We start from the raw sequence: 5,447 nt of genomic DNA on the forward strand, positions 1-5,447 counted from the left end.
CGCCCGGGCCCGGGCGCGGGCCAGGGCGCGCGCCGCCGTCGGGAGCGTGGCCGCGCTGTGGGCGGTGGCGGTCACCGGCTTCGCGGTCGGCCGGCCGGACGCCGTCGAGCACCCCCGTGACTTCAGCACCGCCTACACCGACTCCCCGGGAGTCATGCTCTTCCTGGTGCTGTATTTGGCCATCTTCGGATCGAGCCTGGCGGGCCTGGGAACGCTCTGCCCGCGTTACGCCGCCCGGCTCGGCGGCACGCATCTGGCGCGCGGCCTGCGGGTGCTGGCCGCGGGCTGCTGGCTCGGCCTGGTCTACTGCGCCTGCAAGGTCATCGGCTTCGTCCTGTCCTGGACGGGCCACCCCGCGCTGTGGCTCTCCAACGGCGTGGCACCGCTGAGCGCCTCGGTCGCCGCGCTCCTGGTCCTCGCCGGATTCGCGCTGCCGGCGGCCGGCCCCCGGGTCGCCGCCTGGCGCCGGCTGCGCCGCCTCTCCCCGCTCTGGCGGACCGTCACCGCGCAGGCCCCGGAGGTCGCGATGGAGTCCTCGGCGTGGTCGGTGCGGTGGCCGTTCGCCGATCTGGAGTGGCGGGCCAACCGGCAGATGGCCGAGATCCGGGACGTACAGCGTGGAATCCGCCGCCATGTGGAGTCCGACGCCCTCGACATCGCACGCGAACGGGCCCGCGCGGTCGCACTGGACGACCGGCAGCTGGCGGCCGTCGCGGAGGCCGCGGCGCTGCGCCGTGGTCTGGAGAACCGCGCGGTGGGCCATGTCCCCGCGCACGGCGCCGACAGCGTGGTGGTCGCCACGGGCCGTGAACCGACCGAACTCACCGCGGAGTACGAGCACTTGGCGCTGGTCGCGGACGTCTACCACTCGCCGCTGATCGACACCGTGCTCACCGAGCTGCGCCAGCGGAGCTCGGTGGCGCGCACCTGAGGAAACACAAAGACGGGGTGGCCCGGTACGGGGGTCCGGGCCGCCCGAACCACGAAGGCGGCACCGGTCTCGCGCGAGGCCGGTGCCGCCCTCGCATCTGTCGCACGGTGGCGGGCGACAGCCGGGGCTCCGTCGCCCACGCCCTACAGTCGGGATCATGCAGAACACCGCCGGGACCGGCCCCGATGCCCCCATCGACGTGACCCCCCTCCTCGACGATCCGTACGCCGCCTACGCCGCGCTGCGTGAAGCCGGCCCGGTGCACCGGATCACCGGCGCCGACGGGCAGCCCGCCTGGCTGGTCACCCGCTATGACGATGTCCGCCGCGCGCTCGCCGACCCACGGCTCTCCCTGGACAAGCGGCATGCCACGCCCGGTGGTTACCGCGGCTTCTCCCTGCCGCCCGCGTTGGACGCCAATCTGCTGAACATGGACCCGCCGGACCACACCCGGGTCCGCCGCCTGGTGGTCAAGGCGTTCACCCCGGGCCGGGTCAACGCGCTGCGCGAGCCCGTACGGCGGGTCGCCGACGAGCTGCTGGACGCCATGGCGGAGCGTGGCCGCGCCGACCTGATCGCCGACTACGCGGGGCCGCTGCCGATCACCGTCATCTGCGATCTGCTCGGCATCCCGCAGGATGACCGCCGCGACTTTCTGGCCTGGTCCGACGCGCTCATCACGCCGGACCCGAGCCGGCCCGGGCAGATGAAGGAGGCCATCGGGTCGATGCTGGAGTTCTACACCGGCCTGATCGCGGCCAAGCGCGCACAGCCGGGCGATGATCTGCTCTCGGATCTGATCGCGGTACGCGATGACGCGGGCGGCGATGAGGGCGGCGACCGGCTCAGCGAGGACGAGCTGACCTCGCTCGCCTTCCTCATCCTCCTCGCCGGATACGAGAACACCGTCCACCTCATCGGCAACGCCGTGCTCACCCTGCTCGACCACCCGGACCAGCTCCATCAGTTGCAGCGGAATCCGGCCGAACTGCCGGCCGCGGTCGAGGAGTTCCTCCGTTACGACGGGCCCGCCCCGCTGGCCATCCGTCGCTTCCCCAAGGAGGACCTGGAGATCGGCGGCGTACGGATCCCGGCCGGGGAGAGCGTGCTGCTGTCGATAGCGTCCGCGAACCGCGACCCCGGCCGCTTCCCCGAACCGGACACGATGGACCCCGGCCGGGACCTCTCCGGGCATCTCGCGATGGGCCACGGTATCCACTACTGCCTCGGCGCCCCGCTGGCCCGTATGGAGACCGTCACCGCGCTCGATGCGCTCCTCGCCCGCTTCCCGGAGCTGCGGCTGGACGTCCCGCGTGGTGCATTGCGACACCGCCGGGCGCTGCGTGCACGTGGCCTGATTTCGCTCCCCGTCGCCTGGTAAACGGCAAACGAACAAGTTTTTGAGGCATAACCGTTCGCTCATGCGGTAGAAATGTTCCTGAGACCCGCCCGGTGTGCATCCCCCGTCGCACCGGGCGGGTCCTTCTTTGCACCTGTTGCAGATGCGACACGCCGAGCGGACGGCGCCGCGGTGGCCCGTCTGGCTCAACTGCGCTGCGGGCGAGCGCCGCCCTACTTAGCGTGACGGCATGGCATTTGACGCGCGTGTGTCCAAGAAGGCGACTGCGATGGTCCTGATCGCCGTCGCCGGTATGTCGCTGACGTCCATACCGGCCGCGGCCGACGGTGCGACGGCCCGTCAGCCCACCGAGGCCGGGGTGCAGGCCGTCACCGCCCCCGGCATACCCAGGCTGCCCAGCGGTCTGAGCGCCCTGTCCTGGATGGTGGCCGACGCGGAAACCGGCAGTGTGCTGGCCGCGAAGTCCCCGCACCGCCAGCTCGCCCCGGCCAGCACCCTCAAGACGCTGTTCGCGGTCACCGTCCTGCCGAAGTTCTCGGCCGGCACGGTGCGCCGGGTCAGCTCCGCGGACCTCGCGGGTGTCGGCAGCGGCAGCAGCGTCGTCGGCGTCCAGCAGGGCCGCCGCTACACCGTCGCCGACCTGTGGCGCGGTGTCTTCCTCCGCTCCGGCAACGACGCGGTGCATGTGCTGGCCGCGATGAACGGCGGCTGGCAGGCCACCGCGCGCGAGATGCAGCAGACCGCCCGAAAGCTCGGCGCCCGCGACACCATGGTGAAGTCCCCGGACGGCTACGACGCGCCCGGTCAGGTCTCCTCCGCGTACGACCTGACCGTCTTCGCCCGTGCCGGCCTCGCCAACGCCGAATTCGCCCGCTACTGCGCCACCCCCAGCGCCTCGTTCCCCGGCGCCGGCGGCATCACCCGGATCGAGAACACCAACCGCATGCTGGTGGGCTCGCACGGACTGTCCCGCTACCCCGGCATCATCGGTGTCAAGAACGGCTACACCAGCAAGGCCGGCAACACGCTGATCGCCGCCGCCCGCCGCAACGGCCGCACGCTGCTGGTCACCGTACTGAACCCACAGTCACAGGAGGCCAACGGCGTCTACAAGGAAGCCGGTTCGCTGCTGGACTGGGGCTTTGGCACCTCCGGCGACGCCGAGCCGGTCGGCACCCTGCACACCGTACGTACCACCTACGACGGCGGTGCCCTGCGCCCGGTGGCCGCCCAGGCCACCGGGGCCGAGGCCCACGACGGTTCCCCCTGGCGCCCCGCCCTCGTCCTCGGGGCGGCCGGCGCCGGCGTCGTGGTGCTCGGGCTGGGCGCCCTGCTGGCCCGGTGGCGGCAGGGACGCGGCCGCGGCGGGCAGAGCGGAGGGGCCGGGTAGGACGCGCGCGCCGGCGGGCGCATGCCCTTGCCCGTGGTCAGCCGTCGGCGGCGGGGCGGTCCCCGGCCCCGTCTACGGCGGGGTGATTTCCGGACCTGCCGCCGGCGGCCCGCAGCCGGGGCGCGGACCCGGCCGCCGGTACGGTCGTCCCCGGGCCGGCCAGATGGCCGGTCAGCTCCCGGGCCCAGGCGATCAGTCCCGCGATATCGATCCCGTAGGGGACGGCATCCGCGTACGGCGCGATGGCCGCCGTCCCCCGGTCGAGCAGCGACCTCCCACCCACGGCATTGCCGCGCGCCGCATGCGTGAGCCCCACCGCCAGCTGGGCGAGCCCACGCCACAGCTCGCGCTCCGCCTCGGGCGCCGCCTTCCAGGCGTCCTCCAGCACCTCGTGGGCATGGAACGGCATCCCGGCGTCGAGCAGCCGCTGCGCCTCGGCCAGCGACTGCGCGGGCGTACGGGAGACGCCCTCGGGCTGCCGCGCCACACCAGGGGCGCCGTACGGCAGCGGCCGTCCCAGCCCGTCGCGCGGGCGGGCGTTACGGGCCCGGCCCACCTCGTCACGGTCCCGGCGGCGAGCAGGGCGCTCGGGGCCGGCGGGCGTGCCGGTCCCGCTCGTGCCCGTGCCGTTGCCCGCTTCGTCGTCCACCGCGGCGCCGCAGTGCTCGCAGACGTCACTGCCGGGCCGTTCCCGGATCCGGCCGCAGGCGTCACACACCTGGCGCTGCCAGCAGGCCGGATCGCCGCCTTCGTCGTGCGCCGGGGGCGGCTCGGGCCGGCGGGACGTGCCGGGCTCGTCGGGGGCTTCCTCCGCGTCGTTCACGCTTCGATTGTGCGCCGGACGGGCGCCTCGCGTCGCCGCGGGGTGTGTGCCCGCTGTTCCGGCGCCGCTCAAGGGGACGTCAGCGGACCGGCCCTCAGGGGACCCGTACGGGGGAGGAGGCGTCCGGCACGCGGAGGGACGGGGTGCCCCGGCCGTCAGCGGGGACGGTCCAGATGTCAAAGGCCCGGCCGTCGCGGCCCGGCAGGGCGTAGGCGAGGGTGCGGTCGTCCAGCCAGGCGGCCTGGTCGTCGACGCTGCGAGTCTCGGCGAGCGGGCGTTCGCGCAGGCTCCGCAGATCCAGTACGTACAGCCGCCAGGGATCGGTGGCGCCCTCGCGGACCCGCTTCTTGAACGCGAGCCGGGTGTTGTCGGGGGAGAGCGAGGGGCATTCCACGTTCTCGCGGATCGTATGCGCCGCCCATCTGCGCATATCGCCCTCGACCAGGTAGGTCTTCCCCTTGGTCGAGACGGTGGCGTAGAAGCGGTTGTCGTCACGGGCGAAGGTGACGCCCCAGTAGTTGACGTCGGGGGAGTGGTAGCGGCGGCCGTCGAGGGTGAGCGGGATCTCCTCCATGTTCTTGATGAGGTAGCCGGTGCGGGTGTCCAGGATCGAGGTGCGGGTGGCGAACGCGGTGGTGGCGTAGGAGTCGCCGGTGGCGAACATCGTCCACGACAGCATCCGGCCGGAGGCCGAGACCCGGGCCCGGTTGGGGATGCCGGTGAGCGCGATCCGCCGCTTCTCGCGCAGCCGCCGGTCCAGGACCACGGCGTACGACCTGGGAGGGATACCGGGGCGGCGCTGGAGGCACAGCCCCGTGCCGGCCGCCGCGTGGAAGCGCTCGCAGGCCGGGCCGCCGGTGGTGCGGTGGTCGGGCCCGGTGGGGCGGGCCGGTGCCGCGGCTGCCCGGGCATCGTCCGGCCGGGTGACCGGTGCGGGCAGCCG

Annotated in this window: 5 protein-coding genes; 3 read left to right on the forward strand and 2 right to left on the reverse strand. The window is 73.5% G+C overall.

Annotated features, from left to right (window positions below):
• The 3 genes from DY245_RS34650 to DY245_RS34660 all read left to right on the forward strand — a co-directional run.
• Positions 1–931: MAB_1171c family putative transporter (locus DY245_RS34650; RefSeq protein WP_128511076.1), on the forward strand; the 931-nt coding region annotated here is incomplete at its 5' end.
• Positions 932–1,088: 157 nt separating this feature from the next.
• Positions 1,089–2,312 carry a cytochrome P450 family protein gene (locus tag DY245_RS34655; RefSeq protein ID WP_128511077.1) on the forward strand — a complete coding sequence of 408 codons (1,224 nt, stop codon included), beginning with the start codon at positions 1,089–1,091 and terminating at the stop codon, positions 2,310–2,312.
• A 208-nt stretch (positions 2,313–2,520) separates the two neighbouring features.
• Positions 2,521–3,681, forward strand: a complete 1,161-nt coding sequence (locus DY245_RS34660) for a D-alanyl-D-alanine carboxypeptidase family protein (protein WP_128511078.1) — start codon at positions 2,521–2,523, stop codon at positions 3,679–3,681.
• A 37-nt stretch (positions 3,682–3,718) separates the two neighbouring features.
• Here DY245_RS34660 and DY245_RS34665 read toward each other — a convergent pair whose 3' ends face one another.
• Both DY245_RS34665 and DY245_RS34670 read right to left on the reverse strand, forming a co-directional pair.
• Positions 3,719–4,237 carry a DUF309 domain-containing protein gene (locus DY245_RS34665; RefSeq protein ID WP_244943455.1) on the reverse strand — a complete coding sequence of 173 codons (519 nt, stop codon included), beginning with the start codon at positions 4,235–4,237 and terminating at the stop codon, positions 3,719–3,721.
• Positions 4,238–4,598: 361 nt separating this feature from the next.
• On the reverse strand, positions 4,599–5,447 hold an 849-nt coding region (locus tag DY245_RS34670; protein WP_244943454.1), incomplete at its 5' end, for a TolB family protein.

The organism is Streptomyces inhibens, from assembly GCF_003389455.1.
In the GTDB taxonomy this organism is placed as follows: Bacteria; Actinomycetota; Actinomycetes; order Streptomycetales; family Streptomycetaceae; genus Streptomyces; species Streptomyces inhibens.

Excerpts from the sequence above, each read along its gene's own strand:
- DY245_RS34655 (WP_128511077.1), top strand. The coding sequence starts at position 1,089 with ATGCAGAACACCGCCGGGACCGGCCCCGATGCCCCCATCGACGTGACC.
- DY245_RS34660 (WP_128511078.1), top strand. The coding sequence starts at position 2,521 with ATGGCATTTGACGCGCGTGTGTCCAAGAAGGCGACTGCGATGGTCCTG.